The sequence below is a fragment of the Pseudomonas sp. RL_105y_Pfl2_101 genome (assembly GCF_963970585.1).
Lineage (GTDB): Bacteria > Pseudomonadota > Gammaproteobacteria > Pseudomonadales > Pseudomonadaceae > Aquipseudomonas.
The window spans coordinates 20,835-41,006 of the sequence record NZ_CAXAPG010000033.1 but is presented as its reverse complement, the minus strand read 5'-3'; the positions used below and the strand labels follow the sequence as shown (position 1 = coordinate 41,006).

The window sequence follows — 20,172 nt, the reverse complement described above, 5'->3', positions numbered from 1 at the left end:
GCCTGCTCGCGATTGCGGTGTGTCAGCCAACATTGATGCTGCTGACCCGACGCTATCGCGAGCAGGCTCGCTCCCACAGGGTTCAGGGTTTATCCAGTGCCTGCGGCTAGAACCCTCCAGCTCAGCGTTGTTCGATTGGCACGAACTTGCGCTGTTCGACGCCGGTGTATTCGGCGCTCGGTCGGATGATGCGGTTGTTGGCGCGTTGCTCGAACACGTGGGCGGCCCAGCCGGTCAGGCGCGAGCAGACGAAGATCGGCGTGAACAGCTTGGTCGCAATGCCCATGAAGTGGTACGCCGAGGCATGGTAGAAATCGGCGTTAGGGAACAGTTTCTTCTGCTCCCACATGGTCTTGTCGATGGCTTCGGAGACCGGGAACAGCACGGTGTCGCCCACTTCGTCGGCGAGTTTTTTCGACCAGCCCTTGATCACCTCGTTGCGCGGGTCGTTGTCCTTATAGATCGCATGGCCAAAGCCCATGATCTTGTCTTTGCGCGCGAGCATGCCGAGGGTGCCTTCGATGGCGTCCTGCGGCGAGCTGAAGCGCTCGATCATTTCCATCGCCGCTTCGTTGGCGCCGCCGTGCAGCGGGCCGCGCAACGAGCCAATGGCGGCGGTGATGCAGGAGAACAGGTCCGACAGCGTGGAGGCACAGACCCGGGCGGTGAAGGTCGAGGCGTTGAATTCGTGCTCGGCGTAGAGGATCAGCGACACGTTCATCACCTTGACGTGCAGCTCGCTCGGCTTCTTGCCATGCAGCAGGTGCAGGAAATGGCCGCCGATGGACACTTCGTCGGTCATACACTCAATGCGCTGGCCTTGGTGGCTGAAGCGATACCAGTAGCACATGATCGCCGGGAACGCGGCCAGCAGACGGTCAGTCTTGTCGTGTTGCTCGGAAAAGTCCTGCTCGGGCTCCAAGTTGCCCAGGAACGAGCAGCCGGTGCGCATCACATCCATCGGGTGGGCGTCGGCGGGAATGAGCTCCAGCACTTCTTTCAAGGCTTGGGGCAGGTCCCGCAGTTGGCTCAGCTTGCGTGTATAGGTATCCAGCTGGGCCTGGGTCGGCAGCTCGCCGTATAGCAACAGGTAGGCCACTTCTTCAAATTGCGCATCTGCCGCCAGGTCGCGAACGTCGTAGCCGCGATAGGTCAGGCCGGCGCCCGACTGGCCTACGGTGGACAATGCGGTTTGCCCGGCCACCTGGCCACGGAGCCCGGCGCCACTGAGTACTTTTGCTTCGGCCATTTGCTGTCTCCATTTTTTAGATTTGTAGAGAATGGGGGGGAACGATCGCCGCCTCGTTGCACTCGACAGCTCCTACACAGCACCTACGCGGTCCAACTCTGGAGCTGTCGAGCGAAGCGAGGCGGCGATCTTTTCATTTTTTCGCCGCGAACAACGCATCGAGCTTCTGCTCGAAGGTGTGGTAGTCGATGCGATCGTAAAGCTCCATGCGGGTCTGCATGGTGTCGATGACGTTTTGTTGCGTGCCGTCGCGGCGGATCGCGGTGTAGACGTTCTCGGCGGCCTTGTTCATGGCCCGGAAGGCCGACAACGGGTAGAGCACCAGGGACACGTCGGCACCGGCCAACTGTTCGGTGGTGTACAGCGGGGTCGCGCCGAATTCAGTGATGTTGGCCAGGATCGGCGCTTTCACGCGGCTGGCGAACAGCTTGTACATTTCAAGCTCGGTGATGGCCTCCGGAAAAATCATGTCGGCACCGGCCTCGATGCAGGCCGCGGCGCGGTCCAAGGCTGATTCCAAGCCTTCCACCGCCAGGGCATCGGTACGGGCCATGATCACGAAACTGTCATCGGTACGGGCATCGACGGCAGCCTTGATGCGGTCGACCATCTCTTGCTGCGAGACGATTTCCTTGTTCGGACGATGGCCGCAACGCTTGGCTCCGACCTGGTCCTCGATATGGATGGCCGCCGCGCCGAACTTGATCATCGACTTGACCGTGCGCGCCACGTTGAACGCCGAGGAACCAAAACCGGTGTCCACGTCTACCAGCAGCGGCAGGTCGCACACGTCGGTGATACGGCGCACATCGGTCAGCACGTCATCCAGGCCGGTGATGCCCAGGTCCGGCACGCCGAGGGAGCCAGCCGCCACGCCGCCACCCGACAGGTAGATCGCCTTGAAACCGGCGCGTTTGGCCAGCAGCGCGTGATTGGCGTTGATCGTGCCCACCACTTGCAGCGGATGCTCATTGGCGACCGCATCGCGGAAACGCTGGCCTGGAGTGCTGTTGCTCATGACTCACCTCGTTCAGTGGCGGCGCTGTCCTGGAAATGACGCGCGATGTTGCGTTTGGAAGCGCCGATGTGTCGGCGCATCAATAATTCAGCCAGCTCGCCGTCACGGTCGGCGATGGCGTCTAGAATCCGATGGTGCTCGGCAAAGGCCTGGCGCGGACGGTTGGGCGTGGTGGAAAACTGGATGCGGTACATGCGCACCAATTGGTACAGCTCGCCGCAAAGCATTTGCGTCAAGGTGCGGTTGCCGCTGCCCTGGATGATCCGATAATGGAAGTCGAAATCGCCTTCCTGCTGGTAATAACCAACACCGGCCTGGAACGCCGCATCGCGTTCGTGGGTTTCCAGCACCCGGCGCAGCTCGTCAATTTCTTCCAGGGTCATGCGTTCGGCCGCCAGACGGCAGGCCATGCCTTCGAGAGACTCACGGATTTCGTAGAGTTCCAGCAGCTCGGCATGGCTCAGCGACACCACCCGGGCGCCGACGTGAGGCACCCGCACCAGCAGGCGCTGGCCTTCCAGGCGATGGATCGCCTCGCGCAGCGGCCCGCGGCTGATGCCGTAGGTACGTGCCAGCTCCGGCTCGGAGATCTTGCTGCCAGGGGCGATCTCGCCTTTGACGATGGCGGCCTGGATACGTCGGAAGACGTTTTCGGAGAGGGTCTCCGAATCGTCCTGGGCCATCACCGGGGTTTCGAGCTGATCGAGCATATTGTCGACACCTTGCAAATCAATACGGCAAAAACTAACCAATAGCGGCGTTAACGTCAAAACAAAAATAAACATTGTCGACAATCGTCTAATAAGCCCACCTACCATAACCGCTCGTTTGAATGCGTCGTAGCGTCCGGCCAGCGGTGGCGTCAGAAAACCACCGTGCTAGAATGCCGCGCGATTTGCCACTCTCCTTTTATAGGGAAGGCTACCCAGGGAGCTTGTGCAGCAATGCCAGGGCCTGAACCGATAAACGGAACGCTGCGCACCAGGATCTATGACACTCAAGCCCTTCACCGCTGTTCTATATTTCATGTGCCTGCCGGGGCTTGCCGCGGCGGGTGAAAAAACCGTGTACGGCCTCAACGAATACGCTGCCCTGCAGGGCATCGACCTGGAGGTCGCCGCCAAACTGGACACCGGCGCCAAGACCGCTTCCCTCAGTGCCCGGGACATCAAGCGCTTCAAGCGCAATGGCGAATCCTGGGTGCGCTTTTACCTGGCCATCGACGCGGCCCACTCGCACCCCATCGAACGTCCGCTGGCCCGGGTCAGCAAGATCAAACGCCGCGCCGGTGACTACGATCCGGAAGAGGGCAAGAAATACACGGCCCGACCGGTCATCGAACTGGACATCTGCATGGGCTCGGCCTTGCGCAGCATCGAAGTGAACCTGACCGACCGCAGCGCCTTCCAATATCCGTTGCTGATCGGCTCCGAGGCGCTCAAGCGCTTCGACGCACTGGTCGACCCCAGCCTTAAATACGCCGCCGGCAAACCTGCCTGCACCAATGCCGCTCATACCGCAGAGTAATTTCCAATGCGCTCTCTTACCCTCCATCTGAAAATACTGATCGCCATCCTGGTGACGGTGGGCCTGTCGGTGACGGCCTATCAGATTTTCGTGCTCGGCATCCCGGTCAACGAAGACGCCACCGACGACTTGTGGAACATCGACGCCAAGGTCGAGTTCGTGCCCAATGCCAAGGATCCGGTGAAGATCCAGATGTTCGTGCCACCGCTGAGCCTCGACTACGTGAGCCTCAACGAGAGTTTCATTTCCAATAATTACGGCGTATCGGTGAACCGGGTCGACGGTAACCGCAAGGTGACGTGGTCGGCCCGTCGCGCCAAGGGCAACCAGACCCTTTACTACCGCCTGGTGCTGACCAAGCGCTACAGCACCGAAAAATCCAAGGTCAAGGGCCCGACCTTCCGCGACAGCATCGCCGTCGAAGGCCCGGAGAAGCTGGCCTCCGAAGCCCTGCTCGCGCCGATCCGCCAGCATTCGGCCGACGTCGAGACGTTCATCAGCGAAGCGATCAAGCGGGTCAACAACCTCAACGACGACAACGTCAAGCTGTTGCTGGCCGGCGACCCTTCCTCGGCCAACAAGGCGCGAATCGTCGAACTGGTGCTGTCCATCGCCCACGTGCCGGTGGAAAAGGTCCACACCATCCGCCTGGTGACCGGGCAGCCGCAGACACCTGAGCTGTGGCTGCGCAGTTTCAACGGCACCGACTGGCTGTATTTCAACCCGGACACTGGCGAACAGGGGCTGCCCAGCGACCGCCTGCTGTGGTGGACAGGCGATGAAAACCTGATCTCCGTCGATGGTGGCAAGAAGGCCACCGTCACCTTCAGCATGAACAACAGCGAAATGAACGCCATTCGCCTGGCCAAGCTGACGGACGAGAACACCGACGCCAGCTTCCTCGAATACTCGCTCTACGGACTGCCGCTGCAGACCCAGCAAACCTTCATGATCATGGTGATGATCCCGATCGGCGTGCTGGTCATCCTGATCCTGCGCAACCTGATCGGCCTGCAAACCCTCGGGACCTTCACCCCGGTGCTGATCGCCCTGGCCTTCCGCGAGACCCAACTGGGTTTTGGCATCATCCTGTTCACGGTGATCACCGCGCTGGGCCTGTCGCTGCGTTCATACCTGGAGCACCTCAAGCTGCAAATGCTGCCGAGACTCTCGGTGGTGCTGACGTTCGTGGTGGTTCTGATCGCCGCCATCAGCCTGTTCAGCCATAAGCTGGGCCTGGAACGCGGCCTGTCGGTGGCGTTGTTCCCGATGGTGATCCTGACCATGACCATCGAACGCCTGTCCATCACCTGGGAAGAGCGCGGCGCCGGCCACGCGATGAAAGTCGCCATCGGCACCCTGTTCGCCGCAACCCTGGCGCACCTGATCATGAGCGTGCCGGAACTGATCTACTTCGTCTTCACTTTCCCGGCGATCCTACTGATCCTGGTGGGCTTCATGCTGGCCATGGGTCGTTATCGCGGCTACCGCCTGACCGAGCTGGTGCGGTTCAAGGCCTTCCTCAAGGCAGACTCCTGATGTTCGGCTTCTGGAAGACCTGGAAGGCCCTGGAGGCCCGGGGCATCATGGGCATCAATCGGCGTAACGCCGACTACGTGCTCAAGTACAACAAGCGCAACCTGTACCCCATCGTCGATGACAAGATCATCACCAAGGAGCGGGCCATCGCCGCCGGCATTCATGTGCCGGAGCTGTACGGGGTGATCTCCACCGAAAAGGAAATCGACAAACTCGACGAGATCATCGGCGGGCGCACCGACTTCGTGATCAAGCCAGCCCAGGGCGCCGGCGGCGATGGCATCATCGTCATCGCCGACCGCTTCGAAGGCCGTTATCGCACGGTGTCCGGCAAGATCATCAGCCACGAGGAAATCGAGCACCATGTCTCCAGCATCCTCACCGGCCTGTACTCCTTGGGCGGGCACCGTGACCGGGCGCTGATCGAGTATCGCGTGACGCCGGACCAGATCTTCAAGAGCATCAGTTACGAAGGCGTGCCGGACATCCGCATCATCGTGCTGATGGGCTATCCGGTGATGGCCATGCTGCGGTTGCCGACCCGCCAGTCCGGCGGCAAGGCCAACCTGCACCAGGGCGCCATCGGCGTGGGCGTCGACCTCGCCACCGGCCTGACCCTGCGCGGCACCTGGCTGAACAACATCATCACCAAACACCCCGACACCACCAACGCGGTGGACGGCGTGCAACTGCCCTACTGGGACGGTTTCATGAAACTGGCCGCCGGTTGCTATGAACTGTGCGGGCTGGGCTACATCGGCGTCGACATGGTGCTGGACCAGGAAAAGGGTCCGTTGATTCTGGAACTGAACGCCCGGCCAGGCCTGAACATCCAGATCGCCAACGACTGCGGCCTGACCTTGCGCACCCACGCGGTGGAAGCCCACCTGGAAGAACTCAAGGCCCGCGGCGTCGTGGAAACCGCGGAAGAGCGCGTGGCATTCGTCCAGGCGTTGTTTGGGCATATTCCGCCGGTTGAGGGTTGAGGGCTGAAATGTAAAACCCTGCGGCGAGGGCGCTTGCTCCCGCGGGGTCTGTAGGAGCTGGCGAAGGCTCGGGCCGCGCTCGGACGATCTTTTGATCTTTCGCTTAGAACTCAATGGCTGGTGGAAAGATCGCAACCTCGTTGCACTCGACAGCTCCTACGGGCACAACCCAGCGGGATCTCCCGCGCCACAACCAGTAGCTTTGATAGCCACAGACGTACTCATCTCCGACATCCCTCTAGGAGCAAATCCTACAGAGGGATTACAATCGCTCCCCCGCCTGAACGGCTGACCCACCCCCGCCCATGCCAACCTGCTCCGTACACCCGCTGCCCTACCGCACCAACCCCGCCGAATATTTCGCGGCGATCCGTCATGCCCCCGGCAGCGTGCTGCTCGACAGTGGCCGGCCGAGTGCCGAGCGCGGCCGTTACGACCTGCTCAGCGCCTGGCCGTTGGCGCAACTGGCAGTGTTGCCGGACGAAAGCGGCAGCGATTTCCTGCAACGCCTGCGCATTCAGCTGACACAGCTAGGTGACGCAGAACTGCCGGCCACGGTGCAATTGCCCTTCGCCGGCGGCCTGATCGGCTACTTGAGTTATGACTTCGGCCGACACCTTGAAGCCCTGCCATCCCACGCCAAGGACGACCTGCAACTACCCGACGCTCGTTTTGGCGTGTACGACTGGGCGCTGATCAGCGATCACCAGGCCGGCACCAGCCAATTGATCTTCCACCCCCATTGTGGCGAAGGCGAACGCCAGCGCCTGATCGCGCTGTTCAGCCAGCCGACTGCGGCATCCGTTGGCGCCTTCAGCCTCGAAGGACCGATGACCCCCGACCTCAGCGCCGAAGCCTATCGACAGGCCTTCGAGTGTATCCAGGCGTATATCCAGGCCGGCGACTGCTACCAGGTCAACTTTGCCCAGCGCTTCCGCGCCACCTGCCAAGGCGATGCCTGGGCCGCTTACCAGGCGCTGCGGGCGGCGTGTCCGACACCGTTTTCCGGCTTCCAGAGCCTGCCCGAGGGTGGCGCGGTACTGAGTTTGTCTCCCGAGCGCTTCGTCAAGGTCAGCGAAGGCCATGTGGAAACCCGGCCGATCAAGGGCACCCGGCCCCGCGGGACAACACCCAGCGAAGACGCGGCCCACGCCGCCGAGCTGCTGGCCAGCCCCAAGGACCGGGCGGAGAACCTGATGATCGTCGACCTGCTGCGCAACGACCTGGGCCGCACCTGCCGCATCGGCTCGGTGCGGGTGCCGGAGTTGTTCAGCCTGGAAAGCTACCCGAACGTGCATCACCTGGTCAGCAGCGTGACCGGCGAACTGGCCATGGATAAGGACGCCCTGGACCTGATCGCCGGCAGCTTTCCCGGCGGCTCGATCACCGGCGCGCCGAAAATTCGCGCCATGCAAATCATCGACGAACTCGAACCGACCCGACGCGGCCTGTATTGCGGCTCGTTGCTGTACTTGGACGTGCGCGGGGAAATGGACAGCTCCATCGCCATCCGCAGTTTGCTGGTCAAGGATGGGCAGGTGTGCTGCTGGGGCGGCGGCGGGATTGTCGCGGACTCGGACTGGGAAGCCGAGTATCAGGAGTCGATTACCAAGGTGAAGGTACTGCTGGAAACCTTGCAGAACCTTTAAGGCATCACGGGCAAGCCGAGCTCCCACAGGTTGACGCTATACCCCCTGCTCGCGATGGCGTCGTGTCAGTCAACATCAATGCTGGCTAAACCAACGCTATCGCGAGCAGGCTCGCTCCCACAGGTCCTGTGCCTGTCCAGATCTAACTGGTTTACAAGCTCAGATTGCGGTTCGAAGCCTTGAGGAATTCCTGCTTCAACTCTGCAAAGCTGTGCACCGCCGGGAATTGCGGGAATTCGCGGATCACGTTTTCAGGCGCATGGAACAGAATCCCGGCGTCGGCTTCACTCAACATCGTGGTGTCGTTGTAGGAATCCCCCGCCGCAATCACCCGGTAGTACAGGCTCTTGAAAGCCAAAACCGACTGGCGCTTGGGATCTTTCTGACGCAACTGATAGCCAGTCACCCGCCCGCTATCATCGGTAATCAAGCGATGACAGAGCAACGTCGGGAAACCCAGCTGGCGCATCAACGGTTGGGAAAATTCGTAGAACGTGTCGGAAAGAATCACCACCTGGAAGCGCTCGCGCAGCCAGTCGACGAACTCGATGGCGCCGTCCAGCGGCTTGAGGGTGGCGATGACTTCCTGGATGTCGGAAAGCTTGAGGCCATGTTCATCGAGGATGCGCAACCGTTGCTTCATCAGCACGTCGTAGTCGGGAATGTCCCGAGTGGTTGCCCTGAGGGCGTCAATCCCGGTTTTTTCAGCGAAGGCGATCCAGATCTCCGGGACCAGTACACCTTCCAGGTCGAGACAGGCAATTTCCACAAGACACTCCCATTTTTTCTGATGTTTATCGGTTGAGCGAATAAAAGGCTTACCGACTCTAGCCATTCGTCGAAGCCTGCGCAACGCACAGGAACGCGCCAGCCCCGACAGCATTTGTTACCATCAGCCCCATATAGAGCGCCCAGCGCCACCGACCTGTAGGAAACCGCCCTGATGAGCCCATCGTTTGACGTCGTGGAACTCGCCACGACCTATGCCAACAAGTCCCCACAGGACATCCTCAAACTGGCCTTCACCGAATTCGGCGACGAGCTATGGATATCTTTCAGCGGCGCCGAAGACGTGGTGCTGGTGGACATGGCCTGGAAACTGAACAAGAACGTCAAGGTGTTCAGCCTCGACACCGGTCGCCTGCACCCGGAGACCTATCGTTTCATCGACCAGGTGCGCGAGCACTACAAGATCGACATCGAGCTGGTTTCGCCGGACCACACGAAACTTGAACCCTTCGTGAAGGAAAAAGGCCTGTTCAGCTTCTACAAGGACGGTCACGGCGAATGCTGCGGCATCCGCAAGATCGAGCCGCTGCGCCGCAAGCTGACCGATGTCCGCGCCTGGGCCACCGGTCAGCGCCGCGACCAGAGTCCCGGCACCCGCAGCCAGGTGGCGGTATTGGAAATCGACACGGCGTTTTCCACCCCGGAGCGCACCCTGTACAAGTTCAACCCCCTGTCGCAGATGACCAGCGAAGAAGTCTGGGGTTACATCCGCATGCTGGAGCTGCCTTACAACAGCCTGCATGAACGCGGTTTCATCAGCATCGGCTGCGAGCCCTGCACCCGCCCGGTACTGCCAAACCAGCACGAGCGCGAAGGCCGTTGGTGGTGGGAAGAAGCCACGCAGAAAGAATGCGGGCTGCACGCCGGGAACATCATCGCTAAATCCAAGACCGTCTAAGCGCCCGCCGCACCTTTGTACACAAAAATGTCACCACAAGTGGCATTTTTGTGTTCAATTACCACGTTACCGCCCCTAAAAGTTACACACACCTTCCCACCTTGCCTGCCCTCCTAACTCCACTGGCATTCGCCAAAAAGTAAATACCTGTTTAAACGGTCAGTTTTAAATCACGGTATTTCAGTTAGTTATCCAAAGACCATAACGAAACGAAATTAGTGCTTCATTGGATAGATCCGTAAGTGGCATAAATTTGGCTTTAGTCGACTTATGTTTTGTATACAATTTATATAAAACATACACACACTTTAGATCCGCAAGCCTGAAGCGCCCTATCCCGTACAGGCTGCAGATGCCCCGTAATCAATGATGCTCGCCCGCCGCGACGAAGATTTGTCGAGCCCCGCGCTCAAGCACAGTCATCGCTGCGCCGAGAATCAGGAGCCTGCCGGAATGCGTACAAGTCTCTCCAATAACATCGCGCTGGATCTGCCCTCCTCCTCCACTGCCCTCGATGACAACACTGCCTTGCCCCTGGCCCTGAGCCCGAGACTACACAACAAGGACCTGGCGCCGACCAAGGCCGAAGGTCGACGCTGGGGCCGCTACAGCATCTTTGCCCTGTGGACCAACGACGTGCATAACATCGCCAACTACTCCTTCGCTATCGGCCTGTGTGCGCTGGGCCTGGGTGGCTGGCAGATCTTGCTGTCCCTAGGGATAGGCGCGGTGCTGGTGTATGGCTTCATGAACCTGTCCGGCTACATGGGCCAGAAACCGGGGTGCCGTTCCCGGTGATCAGCCGGATCAGCTTCGGGATCCACGGCGCGCAGATTCCTGCCTTGATCAGGGCGGTCATCGCCATTGCCTGGTTCGGTATTCAGACCTACCTGGCGTCGGTGGTGTTGCGCGTGTTGCTGGTGGCGATCCACCCGGGCTTCGCCGACTACGACCACGACTCGATCCTCGGCCTGTCGAGCCTGGGCTGGGTGTGCTTCGTGGCGATCTGGTTCGTGCAACTGGTGATCCTGGCCTACGGCATGGAAACGGTGCGCCGTTACGAAGGTTTTGCCGGTCCGGTGATCCTGGTGACCGTCGCGGCCCTGGCCGGTTGGATGTACACCCAGGCCGACGCCACCATTGCTTGGTCGATCCGCGAGCCGCTGACCGGTGGCGATATGTGGCGCAATATCTTTGCCGGTGGCGCTCTGTGGCTGTCGATCTACGGCACACTGATCCTTAATTTCTGCGACTTCGCCCGCTCCTCGCCATGCCGCCGAACCATCATCATCGGCAATTTCTGGGGCCTGCCGGTGAACATCCTGGTGTTTGCCGGGATCACCATCCTGCTCTGCGGTGCGCAGTTCCAGATCAATGGGCAAATCATTGAAAGCCCGACCCAGGTGATTGCCTCGATCCCCAACACTTTCTTCCTCGTGTTAGGTTGCCTGGCCTTCCTGATCGTCACTGTGGCGGTGAACATCATGGCCAACTTCGTCGCCCCGGCCTTCGTGCTCAGCAACCTGGCGCCCAAGTACCTGACCTTCCGCCGCGCCGGGCTGATCAGCGCCGCCATTGCCGTGCTGATCCTGCCGTGGAACCTCTACAACAGCCCGCTGGTGATCGTGTACTTCCTGTCCGGCCTCGGTGCCCTGCTCGGGCCGCTGTATGGGGTGATCATGGTCGACTACTGGCTGCTGCGAAAAGGCCGCATCAACGTGCCGCAACTGTATAGCGAGAATCCAAACGGTGCGTATTTCTACAGCAATGGGATCAACCTGCGCGCGGTGGCGGCGTTCATTCCGGCGGCGCTGATCGCGATTGTCCTGGCGCTGGTGCCTGGTTTTGACAGCGTTTCACCGTTCTCCTGGCTGATTGGCGCTTCAATTGCAGGGCTGCTATACCTGATCATCGCCAAGCGCCAAGCGCATTACGAGGACGTCAGCGGCGAATCCATCGCGGTGGATAACGTCAATCATTGATTGCGCGAACGGCCCGCCAGGTTCGGGCCGCTGACTTTTATGTGTTAAGGAGGACCGTTCATGCGAATTCTTGTGGTCAACGTCAACACCACCGAATCCATCACCCAGGCCATCGCCCGACAGGCCCAGGCCGTCGCCGCGCCGGGCACCGAGATCGTCGGGCTCACGCCGCATTTCGGTGCTGACTCCATCGAAGGCAATTTTGAAAGCTACCTGGCGGCCATCGCGGTGATGGACCGGGTGATGTCCTACGATCAGCCGTTCGACGCGGTGATCCAGGCCGGTTACGGCGAACATGGCCGCGAAGGCTTGCAGGAACTGCTCAACGTGCCGGTGGTGGACATCACCGATGCCGGCGCCAGCACCGCCATGTTCCTCGGCCATGCTTACTCGGTGGTCACCACCCTGGACCGCACCGTGCCGCTGATCGAAGACCGGCTCAAGCTGTCCGGCCTGTTCGAGCGCTGCGCCTCAGTTAGGGCCAGCGGCCTGGCGGTGCTGGAGCTGGAGCAAGACCCGCAACGGGCGGTTGAAGCCATCGTGCAACAGGCCGAACTGGCAGTGAGCCAGGACAAGGCCGAAGTGATCTGCCTGGGCTGCGGCGGCATGGCCGGGCTCGATGAGCAGATCCGCCAGCGCACCGGCGTGCCGGTGGTCGATGGGGTGACGGCGGCGGTGACCATTGCCGAGTCGCTGGTGCGGCTGGGGTTGTCGACGTCGAAAGTGCGCACCTACGCGACGCCCCGGCCCAAGACCATCATTGGCTGGCCGGGGCGGTTTGGGCGATGAGTTCATGGCTTCAAACCGCATCGCCCCCTTCGCGAGCAAGCCCGCTCCCACTGGATATCTGTGTCAAAAATCTTCTGATCAACACAATCCAATGTGCGAGCCTGCTCGCGATTGGGCCCAGCTCGGTCTGGAGCCCCAGCTCATACCGCACTGAACCGCCGCGCCAACCCCTGCTCGGTAAACTGCTCGATGATGAAATCCACAAACGCCCGGGTCTTGCCCGGCAACAGTTTGTGTTCGGCGTAGTAGATGGAGATGTTGCCATCGTCGACATACCACTGCGGCAGCACCCGCTGCAGCACTCCGGTTTCCAGGAAGGGAACGGCGATCGGCATGCTCACCAGGCCGATGCCCAACCCTTGGGCGGCGGCCGCGCAGTCAGCTTCCGAATCGCTCATGGTCATGCGCGTCTTGAGCATCAGTGGGCTGTGTTCCCGATTGCGGTTGGTCAGTTGCCAGGATCGCACGCGCCCGGTTTGTGGTGACCGAATCAGGATGCCTTGATGCTGTGACAGATCTTCCGGTTCTGTCACCGCGGCATGGGTTTGCAGGTAGTCGGTTGAGGCAACCAGCACCCGATGTGCCACCGTCAATTTACGCGCCACCACCCCCTGGGGCAGCTCGAAACCGCCACCGATGGCGGCATCGAAGCCCTGACCGATCAGGTCCACCTGGCGATTATCGAAATGCCAGTCCGGGTTGATCGCCGGGTAGCGTCGCAGAAATTCCCCCAGCAACGGCACGACATACAATCGACCGAACGCCGTGCCCATGCTCACCTTCAGCGTCCCCGTGGGTTGCCCTCCGGCGCTGGCCAGGTTGGCGACGGCGTTCTGGATGGTGTTGAAACTGCTGCCGACCTCCCTCAAGAACAACTGGCCGGCTTCGGTCAGCCTCAGACTGCGGGTGCTGCGCTGGAACAGGCGTACACCCATTCGCGCCTCCAGCTTGGCGACGCTTTTACCGACCGCTGCCGGGGTTACGCTCAGACGTCGCGCCGCCTCGGCAAAGCTGCCGACTTCGGCGCTGCGCACAAAGCATTCGATACTGTTGAAGGTCTCCATGGGCACCACTCTAAACTTTTGGTTTAGACAGACTATAGCAATGACGGTCTACACAGCCCACGGTACCTTCTTGATACTCGCTCCATCACCGCGGTATCTCGCCCCGGCACTTTTTGGAGAACATCATGAGTAACCCAGCACTGAGCGGTAAAGTCGCCTTGATCCAAGGCGGTTCTCGCGGTATTGGTGCCGCCATCGTCAAACGCCTTGCAGCAGAAGGCGCCGCCGTGGCCTTCACCTACGTCAGCTCTGGCGCAAAATCTGAAGAATTGCAGAACAGCATCACCGCAGCAGGCGGCAAAGCCCTGGCGATCAAGGCGGACAGTGCCGACGCCGATGCCATCCGTAACGCAGTCGCGTCCACCGTCGAGGCTTTTGGCCGGCTGGACATCCTGGTCAACAATGCTGGCGTGCTGGCGATGGGGCCGCTGGATGAATTCAAACTCGAAGATTTCGACCAGACCCTGGCCGTCAACGTGCGCAGCGTGTTCATCGCCACCCAGGCGGCAGCGCGGCACATGGGCGAAGGGGGTCGGGTCATCAACATCGGCAGCACCAACGCCGACCGCATGCCCTTCGCCGGCGGCGGGCCTTACGCCATGAGCAAGGCCGCGCTGGTGGGCCTGACCAAAGGCCTGGCCCGTGACCTCGGCCCGCGCGGCATCACCGTCAACAACGTGCAACCCGGCCCGGTGGACACTGACATGAACCCGGCCGACAGCGATTTCGCCCCCAGCTTGCTGTCGTTGATGGCTGTCGGGCGCTACGGCAACGTAGAGGAAATCGCCAGCTTCGTCGCTTACCTGGCAGGGCCGGAAGCCGGTTACATCACCGGTGCCAGCCTGACCATCGACGGTGGTTTCGGCGCCTGATCCGGGCATGAAAAAACGCCGGTCATGGCTTTAACCGTGACCGGCGTTTTGCCGTGCCGCGTGACTGTGTCAGGCCCTCTCCAATTCCGGCAAACCGCAAAGGCTCGGCTGGAACATTGTCAAAGAGCGAATGATCCCGTCGGCATGGGCGTATTTTTCATCCGCCATGGCCGAATCCGGAATAGCAATGGCGGTCATGCCGGCGGCTTTTGCGGCCGTCACGCCGAACGGCGAATCCTCGAACACCAGGCAATCGCGCGGCGCAACACCCAGACGCCGGGCAGCAGTAAGGAAGATATCCGGCGCCGGTTTCGCCGCACCGACTTCAGGGTCATCCGCTGTCACGATGAAGTCGAACAGCGCGAACCAGTCCCGGTGCAAGGTGGTTTTCAGTGCGAACGTGGGGCTCGACGAACTGGTGCCCACCGCAATCGGAACGTTGTGAGCTTTCAAATGCCGCACCAGCTCCTCGGCGCCGGGCATCCCCAGCGCGTGAGGAAAGCGCTCGCGCATCAAGGGCTCGCGGATGACCAGGAACTCTTCGGGGGTGATCGGCAATTCCAGCGCCTGGACGACGTAATTGGCCAGGTCCGTGGCCCCACGCCCGATGATGTTCTGCTTGACGCTCCAATCGAACGTGCGCCCGTAGCGCTCAGCGATGATGGACGTGACCTCGGTGTAGATCCCCTCGGTGTCCAGCAACAGCCCATCCATGTCGAAAATCACAGCTTTGATCGGGCCAAACTCTTTCAGCGGTGCATTCATCGCATCTGATCCGTTATCAACACAACATGCCAGAGATGGCTCAGGTGCAGCCAGGGCAGCGTGTTCGCCTTAAAGGATTCAGCAGGATAACGAGGGGGCTTTGAGGCGGCAATGGGAAATCGGTGGAAGAGGTCTCGTGACGAGGGAGCGTGCTCTCTCGCCACAGCGGTGGATTGGGGACGCAGCGGTTATTGACCCGAGCTGCCGGAGCCGCCCGACCCCGAGCCACTGCCGCCCGAGCTGCCATCGCTGTCGCTGGTACCGCCTCCGCCATTGGTCCCACCGCCGGCGTCGGCACCGCCCATCGTGCTGCCTCCACTCATCGAACCACTGCCCGTACCGGGGCTGGTGCTGCTGCCGCTGGCATCGCCGCCGTTCCCACCGCTCACAGAGCCCGGGGGCAAGGCGTTACCGTCGGCACCGGAATTGGAGCCGGCCTGCATTTCTGTGGAAGGTGGCATCCCGCCCTTGTCCACGGGGGGCGTACCACCCGAAGATTCTGCCAAGGCAGCCAGTGAACTGAGCGAAAGAATTCCGGCGAGTGTCAGCGCTGTCATGTTGGACTTCATCATGGTGAGTCTCCTTTTCAAGATCCTTACCTGATGTGTGGCACGCGTGGCGGGACGATGGTGCCGCTGAATCGACAGGCGGGCCTGCCGATCAGCTCGGCTTGCCAGAGGCATCGTCACCGGCGATGTCCGGATCTTCCGAGGACGCCTCGACATGCTCATCGTCGCGCGATACCTGCTCGACGCCCGCCTCATCATCGGGTGGACGCTGGTCGCGACTCAGCGAGTTGGTGGGCGAAGGCAGCGGGTACTCCGGGGTTTCATCCTCCTCGATCAAGGGAACCTGGGCGTCATCCATCAGGGAACCGGGGTCTTCATTGCCCGGATCATTGACGACAGGTGCACCCGAGGAGTCGTTCTCTTCCTTGTCTTGCGTTTGCGGCGTCATGGTACACCTCGCAATTGTTGATGGATGTATGAGTTCGAAGCGGGGGGATGGCAATCGTTCCGAAGATTTTGATTTGCCGTTTTTTTGGGGGCCTCAGGATTGGAGTGTATATCCGTTTTTGTGGTAACGGCGGCTTAGGGTTCCGCCCTTAACGGCGGCTCACTTTTGAGAAGCCCAGGAGCCGGCCCAGTCAAAAGTCAGCAAAACGCTTTATGCCCCACCACTCGGCACCTCGCTTAGGCTCGGTGTGCCAGAACGAATGCATTGCTCCGTGGGTCCGCCGCGATCAACGTCCGCCGCGAGGCGGCCTGATAGCCGGCCTGGTTCTTGGTGGAGACCGCGTTTCTCCTGTGGAAGCGGGCTTGCTCGCGAAAGCGGTGATGCCGTTGCATAGCGGCTGGATCTGTCTGTTGCTCTTGCTTTGGGCTCTTGAGCTCGACGCGTCTTCAACCAAAAGAGGCCTAAAAAAACGGCGCTTCCCATTTCTGAAAGAAGCGCCGTTTTTTCCAAGTAAACAGCATCACGGCACAAGGCCGGACCTATTCATCCAAGCTTGCGCTTAACGATGTTTTCTCTTGTGCTTGTGCTTCTTGCCTCCGGAGTGACGGTCGTTGTCATTGGACAGGTTGCTGCCCAACGCGCCGCCCGCCGCGCCGCCGATGCCTGCGCCGATGGTCGAGCCGGTGGAGCCGCCCAAACGGTTACCGACAATCGAACCACCGGCCGAACCCAAGCCACCGCCAATGGCCGCTTCGGTGCGGCTGCCCTTGCGAGCGCCCACCGCACTGCCGGCTGCGCCGCCAACGCCCGCACCAATCGCGGCACCGGTGCTGCCGCCCATCTGCTGACCGACCACGTTGCCCAATACACCGCCCAGACCACCGCCGACCGCGGCAGTACCGTCGCCGGCAGCCATCGCGCCCTGGGCAACCACCAATCCCAGTACCAAGGTGGACAAAGTCAAACGCATGATAAAAACCTCAAAAATGCCGCATCGGAGAAAAATGGCCGGTGCACGCGGGCGCGAGTTTGCGCCACACAGCGTCAGCCATGATGGTTGGACAACGAAACGGCGATTTATTTTATGACAGGCAAAAAAAAGCCCGCTGGGGAAACGGGCAGGTACTGCTTTCTAACGGATGAGCTCAGAGTACGTACCTGCTTGTGAAAGAAACGTGAAAGAAAACGCCAGTTGAGAAAATTTACGCAAGAGCCGAAATGCCCCTGTAGGAGCTGCCGAAGGCTGCGATCTTTTGATCTTGATCTTTCGCTCTCGATTCAATTGTCTGGAACAAGATCGCAGCCTCGTTGCACTCGACAGCTCCTACACAGCTCCCACCAGTCCGGTGGGAGCAAACTCTGGCCACCGTCCGCCGTCACTTTCTGACCGGGACCCTGGGCAAGAACTTGGCTTTCTCGCCTCGCTGCACCTTGGCCACCTTCGTCTTGATGGACTTGATCGGTTCTTCACCAAAGTCCGCATGATAGGTCGACTGGCCACACTGCAACCCTTCATTGATCGGATACGCAGCTGTGTTCTCCTCGCTATACGGTGCACCCATTGCCTTTCCCCTTTCATCGAGGCCCATACCGGCAACAACCGGTTGCCTGACAATATCGGCCTTCACGACAGTTAGACTAGTCGGTCATCAACAGACTGCTGATTCAACAAAGCCCTTGCCCGACGAATGGAACTCACTGTTTCAAAAACATGGAAACACTCATTCGGCCCCCAGTATCGTCCGGTTTAGAACCCGGGAAACCTGATCGGCCGAATAGGGTTTGGACAAGAACTCAAAGCCCTCGTGGCCGCTGTGGGCCAACTCTTCGCTGTAACCAGAGGTCAGCACCACAGGCAAATCCGGGCGACGCTGGCGCAGTTCCCTGGCCAGGGCAATGCCGCTGATCCCCGGCATCAGCACGTCAGAAAATATCGCGTCGAATGCCATCACATCCGGGCCGACCATTTCCAACGCCTCTTCGGCGTTGGTCGCCCAGGCGGTTTCGTAGCCCAGGTCCTGGAGTATCTGGTTGGCAAAACGCCCCACCTCCAGGTTGTCTTCCACGATCAACACCCGACGCGTGCCCTTTTCCGGTAGCTGATGGGTGTGTTCTTCCCGGGCAGGTTCATGGTTTTTCTCGGGCGCCACTTCTGGAAGGTACAAGGTAAACACCGTGCCCTCGCCCACCACGGTCGAAATATCGACGTTGCCACCGGACTGCTTGGCAAAGCCAAACACCTGGGACAAGCCCAACCCCGTGCCCTTGCCCACCTCCTTGGTGGTGAAGAAGGGTTCGAAGATGTGCTCGAGCACTGGCGAGTCAATTCCGGTACCGGTGTCCGCCAAGGCAATGGCGGCAAAGGGTTGCCCGGCCCCGGCATGACCACGGATGGGCGGCATGCCACCGCCGCAACTGAGCCGAAGCCACAGCGTGCCTTGACCATTCATGGCATCCCGGGCATTGAGGGCCATGTTGATCAGCGCGGTCTCGAACTGGCTCAAATCCGCCCGGATGTAACAAGGCTGATCGCACAACTCGACGTTGACTCGGATCCGTGCCCCGGTGACGGTTTGCAGCATGTCCCCCAGGCTCTGCACCTGCTTGCCCACATCGATGACTTGCGGCGTCAACGGCTGACGTCGGGCAAACGCGAGCAACTGGCTGGTCAACTTGGCGGCACGCTCCACGGTTTCGGACACCGCCGTCATGTAGCGTTGCCGACGCTCCTCGGACAGGCTGGGCATGCGCAGGAAGTCGACCGAAGAACGAATGATGGTCAGCAGGTTGTTGAAATCATGGGCCACGCCGCCGGTGAGCTGGCCGATGGCTTCGAGCTTTTGCGATTGGCGCAGCGCCGCTTCGGTCTGTTTCAAACGCGCGGTGCGCTCCTCGACCCGTTCTTCCAGCGTCGCGTTCAATTCGGCCAGGGCCGCGAGACCTTCACGCACGGCAGCGTCGGCACGGGCGCGCTCGATGTGGGCCCAGGATCGCTCGGTGACTTCCATCAGCAGCGCCAGGTCGTTGGATGACCAGACCCGCGGCGCTTTATCATGGATCGCCATCAACGCGGTCAATCGCCCGCCCTTGATCAACGGCACGCAGATGGTAGCCGAGACGCCAATGGCCTGGAACGTCGCCGCTTCCTCCGGCGCCAGTTCCTTGAGGTTATCGTTGAGCACCAACGGCTTGCCGGCACGCAGATTCGTGACGGCCAGTCGACCAAAATCAGTCAGCCGATAACGCCCAAGGATATGCGGCGAACCCACCCTGGCCCAATCGCCACGAATAGTGAAGCCGTCCTCGTCCTCATCCATGTCCGCGTAGGCACAATTGGACAGGTTCAGGTGCGCCGCCAGGATCCGTGTGGTGGCTGCCATGATGCTCTGCGGGTCGGAGGCGTTCGCCACGGCATTGCCGATGGCATCGAGCACCGCCAGCCGCTGGGTCATGAACACCGTGGAAGTGGTTTCGGTGACCGTATCCAGCATGCCCACGACCTTGCCGAACTGGTCACGGATGGGGCTGTAGCAAAACGTGAAATAAGCCTGCTCAAGACCGCCGCCGCGCTCGATGACCAAGGGAAAGTTCTCTATATAAGTCGCTTGCCCATCGAAGGCGCCCTGCACGATCGGCCCGATATCGCTCCAGGCCTCCTGCCACACCTCATCGAACCGCCGGCCCAGCGCCTCTGGCTTGTTGCCGAGGATCGGCAGGAACGCATCGTTGTACAACGTGATCAGGTCCGGTCCCCATACAATGGCCTGGGGAAAATGCGAGGCGAGGCTCAGCGCCACGGTGGTCTTCAATACGTCAGGCCACTGCGCAGGCGGCCCGAGCGGCGTGTCCTCCCAAGGATGGCGGCGAACCCGCCGAGCCATTTCTCCATAGCTCTGGAGCCAATCTGTCATTGCGTTCGATCCTTCTGATACGCCGATACCAACGAGGGGGAAAGCTTGTGACCCCAAGCAGAACCGTATTATCCCGCGCCGGATGGGAATGCGCGATTGGATTGTGGGATGCGTCGAGGGGCAAATGGGGGATGAAAGGCGAAAATGGGGGGTGGGGCTACAGAAAGGTCCTACATA

Annotated in this window: 18 protein-coding genes and 1 pseudogene; 8 read left to right on the top strand and 11 right to left on the bottom strand. The window is 60.7% G+C overall.

Annotation, left to right across the window (positions count from 1 at the left end):
• Positions 1-121: 121 nt before the first annotated feature.
• The 3 genes from prpC to AACY31_RS24310 all read right to left on the bottom strand — a co-directional run bounded on the left by prpC (position 122) and on the right by AACY31_RS24310 (position 2,977).
• Complete coding sequence (gene prpC / locus AACY31_RS24320; RefSeq protein ID WP_339483284.1) at positions 122-1,249, bottom strand: bifunctional 2-methylcitrate synthase/citrate synthase; 1,128 nt, start codon at positions 1,247-1,249, stop codon at positions 122-124.
• A 133-nt stretch (positions 1,250-1,382) separates the two neighbouring features.
• Positions 1,383-2,267 (bottom strand): methylisocitrate lyase, encoded by an 885-nt coding sequence (prpB, locus tag AACY31_RS24315; RefSeq protein ID WP_047228278.1) that lies wholly within the window; start codon positions 2,265-2,267, stop codon positions 1,383-1,385.
• A complete protein-coding gene (locus AACY31_RS24310) occupies positions 2,264-2,977 on the bottom strand; it encodes a GntR family transcriptional regulator (protein ID WP_003204063.1) in 714 nt (237 codons plus the stop codon). The genes prpB and AACY31_RS24310 overlap by 4 nt, the downstream gene beginning before the upstream one ends.
• 280 nt (positions 2,978-3,257) lie before the next feature.
• Here AACY31_RS24310 and rloA point away from each other — a divergent pair, with 280 nt between their 5' ends.
• From rloA to pabB, 4 genes are all read left to right on the top strand, one after another.
• Positions 3,258-3,794, top strand: coding sequence for a retropepsin-like aspartic peptidase RloA (gene rloA, locus AACY31_RS24305; RefSeq protein ID WP_339483285.1), 537 nt, complete (start codon positions 3,258-3,260; stop codon positions 3,792-3,794).
• Between the two features lie 6 nt (positions 3,795-3,800).
• Positions 3,801-5,333: an osmotic stress tolerance membrane protein RloB gene (gene rloB / locus AACY31_RS24300; RefSeq protein WP_339483286.1), complete on the top strand. Its 1,533-nt coding sequence runs from the start codon at positions 3,801-3,803 to the stop codon at positions 5,331-5,333.
• Positions 5,333-6,319: an alpha-L-glutamate ligase-like protein gene (locus AACY31_RS24295; protein ID WP_339483287.1), complete on the top strand. Its 987-nt coding sequence runs from the start codon at positions 5,333-5,335 to the stop codon at positions 6,317-6,319. The genes rloB and AACY31_RS24295 overlap by 1 nt, the downstream gene beginning before the upstream one ends.
• Before the next feature lie 305 nt (positions 6,320-6,624).
• On the top strand, positions 6,625-7,968 hold the full coding sequence (gene pabB / locus AACY31_RS24290) for an aminodeoxychorismate synthase component I (RefSeq protein ID WP_339483288.1): 1,344 nt from the start codon (positions 6,625-6,627) through the stop codon (positions 7,966-7,968).
• A gap of 151 nt (positions 7,969-8,119) precedes the next feature.
• On the opposite strand, the gene thrH is transcribed toward pabB, so the two are convergent.
• On the bottom strand, positions 8,120-8,737 hold the full coding sequence (gene thrH, locus AACY31_RS24285) for a bifunctional phosphoserine phosphatase/homoserine phosphotransferase ThrH (protein WP_339483289.1): 618 nt from the start codon (positions 8,735-8,737) through the stop codon (positions 8,120-8,122).
• A 174-nt stretch (positions 8,738-8,911) separates the two neighbouring features.
• Here thrH and AACY31_RS24280 point away from each other — a divergent pair, with 174 nt between their 5' ends.
• From AACY31_RS24280 to AACY31_RS24270, 3 genes and pseudogenes are all read left to right on the top strand, one after another.
• Positions 8,912-9,655, top strand: a complete 744-nt coding sequence (locus tag AACY31_RS24280) for a phosphoadenylyl-sulfate reductase (protein ID WP_339505181.1) — start codon at positions 8,912-8,914, stop codon at positions 9,653-9,655.
• A gap of 453 nt (positions 9,656-10,108) precedes the next feature.
• Positions 10,109-11,637 (top strand): annotated as a pseudogene (locus tag AACY31_RS24275) (NCS1 family nucleobase:cation symporter-1).
• Positions 11,638-11,697: 60 nt separating this feature from the next.
• On the top strand, positions 11,698-12,426 hold the full coding sequence (locus AACY31_RS24270; RefSeq protein WP_245138428.1) for an aspartate/glutamate racemase family protein: 729 nt from the start codon (positions 11,698-11,700) through the stop codon (positions 12,424-12,426).
• A gap of 140 nt (positions 12,427-12,566) precedes the next feature.
• Here the strand turns inward: AACY31_RS24270 and AACY31_RS24265 are convergent, their stop codons facing one another.
• Positions 12,567-13,490, bottom strand: coding sequence for a LysR family transcriptional regulator (locus AACY31_RS24265; protein WP_339483291.1), 924 nt, complete (start codon positions 13,488-13,490; stop codon positions 12,567-12,569).
• Positions 13,491-13,615: 125 nt separating this feature from the next.
• Between AACY31_RS24265 and AACY31_RS24260 the strand changes: the two genes are divergently transcribed.
• Positions 13,616-14,362, top strand: a complete 747-nt coding sequence (locus AACY31_RS24260) for a 3-oxoacyl-ACP reductase family protein (RefSeq protein WP_339483294.1) — start codon at positions 13,616-13,618, stop codon at positions 14,360-14,362.
• Between the two features lie 69 nt (positions 14,363-14,431).
• Here the strand turns inward: AACY31_RS24260 and AACY31_RS24255 are convergent, their stop codons facing one another.
• The 6 genes from AACY31_RS24255 to AACY31_RS24230 all read right to left on the bottom strand — a co-directional run bounded on the left by AACY31_RS24255 (position 14,432) and on the right by AACY31_RS24230 (position 19,995).
• Positions 14,432-15,127 (bottom strand): HAD-IA family hydrolase, encoded by a 696-nt coding sequence (locus AACY31_RS24255; RefSeq protein ID WP_339483296.1) that lies wholly within the window; start codon positions 15,125-15,127, stop codon positions 14,432-14,434.
• 188 nt (positions 15,128-15,315) lie between these two features.
• Positions 15,316-15,699, bottom strand: a complete 384-nt coding sequence (locus AACY31_RS24250; RefSeq protein ID WP_339483297.1) for a hypothetical protein — start codon at positions 15,697-15,699, stop codon at positions 15,316-15,318.
• An 88-nt stretch (positions 15,700-15,787) separates the two neighbouring features.
• Entirely contained in the window at positions 15,788-15,973 is a 186-nt protein-coding gene (locus AACY31_RS24245) for a hypothetical protein (protein ID WP_339483308.1), read from the bottom strand.
• Between the two features lie 670 nt (positions 15,974-16,643).
• A complete protein-coding gene (locus tag AACY31_RS24240; protein ID WP_339483299.1) occupies positions 16,644-17,054 on the bottom strand; it encodes a glycine zipper domain-containing protein in 411 nt (136 codons plus the stop codon).
• A 406-nt stretch (positions 17,055-17,460) separates the two neighbouring features.
• Positions 17,461-17,712 (bottom strand): hypothetical protein, encoded by a 252-nt coding sequence (locus AACY31_RS24235; protein ID WP_339483301.1) that lies wholly within the window; start codon positions 17,710-17,712, stop codon positions 17,461-17,463.
• A gap of 93 nt (positions 17,713-17,805) precedes the next feature.
• Complete coding sequence (locus AACY31_RS24230; RefSeq protein WP_339505180.1) at positions 17,806-19,995, bottom strand: GAF domain-containing hybrid sensor histidine kinase/response regulator; 2,190 nt, start codon at positions 19,993-19,995, stop codon at positions 17,806-17,808.
• Positions 19,996-20,172 lie beyond the last annotated feature (177 nt).

Bases quoted from the DNA above. Each gene is read 5' to 3' on its own strand.
- prpC (WP_339483284.1), bottom strand. From the start codon at position 1,249: ATGGCCGAAGCAAAAGTACTCAGTGGCGCCGGGCTCCGTGGCCAGGTG.
- prpB (WP_047228278.1), bottom strand. From the start codon at position 2,267: ATGAGCAACAGCACTCCAGGCCAGCGTTTCCGCGATGCGGTCGCCAAT.
- AACY31_RS24310 (WP_003204063.1), bottom strand. From the start codon at position 2,977: ATGCTCGATCAGCTCGAAACCCCGGTGATGGCCCAGGACGATTCGGAG.
- rloA (WP_339483285.1), top strand. From the start codon at position 3,258: ATGACACTCAAGCCCTTCACCGCTGTTCTATATTTCATGTGCCTGCCG.
- rloB (WP_339483286.1), top strand. From the start codon at position 3,801: ATGCGCTCTCTTACCCTCCATCTGAAAATACTGATCGCCATCCTGGTG.
- AACY31_RS24295 (WP_339483287.1), top strand. From the start codon at position 5,333: ATGTTCGGCTTCTGGAAGACCTGGAAGGCCCTGGAGGCCCGGGGCATC.
- pabB (WP_339483288.1), top strand. From the start codon at position 6,625: ATGCCAACCTGCTCCGTACACCCGCTGCCCTACCGCACCAACCCCGCC.
- AACY31_RS24280 (WP_339505181.1), top strand. From the start codon at position 8,912: ATGAGCCCATCGTTTGACGTCGTGGAACTCGCCACGACCTATGCCAAC.
- AACY31_RS24270 (WP_245138428.1), top strand. From the start codon at position 11,698: ATGCGAATTCTTGTGGTCAACGTCAACACCACCGAATCCATCACCCAG.
- AACY31_RS24265 (WP_339483291.1), bottom strand. From the start codon at position 13,490: ATGGAGACCTTCAACAGTATCGAATGCTTTGTGCGCAGCGCCGAAGTC.
- AACY31_RS24260 (WP_339483294.1), top strand. From the start codon at position 13,616: ATGAGTAACCCAGCACTGAGCGGTAAAGTCGCCTTGATCCAAGGCGGT.
- AACY31_RS24255 (WP_339483296.1), bottom strand. From the start codon at position 15,127: ATGAATGCACCGCTGAAAGAGTTTGGCCCGATCAAAGCTGTGATTTTC.
- AACY31_RS24250 (WP_339483297.1), bottom strand. From the start codon at position 15,699: ATGATGAAGTCCAACATGACAGCGCTGACACTCGCCGGAATTCTTTCG.
- AACY31_RS24240 (WP_339483299.1), bottom strand. From the start codon at position 17,054: ATGCGTTTGACTTTGTCCACCTTGGTACTGGGATTGGTGGTTGCCCAG.
- AACY31_RS24230 (WP_339505180.1), bottom strand. From the start codon at position 19,995: ATGACAGATTGGCTCCAGAGCTATGGAGAAATGGCTCGGCGGGTTCGC.